Source organism: Wolbachia endosymbiont of Pentidionis agamae (assembly GCF_036711655.1).
Classification (GTDB): domain Bacteria; phylum Pseudomonadota; class Alphaproteobacteria; order Rickettsiales; family Anaplasmataceae; genus JAZHPY01.
This window is the reverse complement of record NZ_JAZHPY010000174.1, coordinates 1-412: the sequence shown is the minus strand read 5'-3', so window position 1 is coordinate 412 and position 412 is coordinate 1. Positions and strand designations below refer to the sequence as shown.

Here is a 412-nt window from a genome sequence, read left to right as displayed (position 1 = left end):
CAGAAACTTCAGCAGAGTATCAACCTTTTAGCAAAATGAAGGTTAGGTTAAAAAGAGAAGTTGTAAATTGTGGAGTAAATGACCTGAATATTACTGAAAATGGTCAATATATTGAACCAGAGCTGTGGGATGAATTTACCTCTCAGTCGGAAGTTTTAATAGTAGATACAAGAAATGAGTACGAAATTAAGTTAGGGAAGTTTAAAAATTCAATAAGTCCAAAAACTCTATGTTTTCGTGATTTTCCTAAATGGGCAAGTTCTTTTTCTCAAGGTAAAAATCTAGAAAAAAGTAAAATAGCTATGTATTGTACTGGGGGCATTAGATGTGAAAAATCTACAGCTTATATGAAAAACCTTGGTTTTAAGAATGTTTATCATCTGAAAGGAGTTATACTTTCTTACCTATAAAA

At 31.1% G+C, this 412-nt stretch carries 1 pseudogene; it reads left to right on the top strand.

The features are described from left to right. Positions 1-407 (top strand): annotated as a pseudogene (trhO, locus tag V6U76_RS05505) (oxygen-dependent tRNA uridine(34) hydroxylase TrhO); the annotation flags it as partial. Positions 408-412 lie beyond the last annotated feature (5 nt).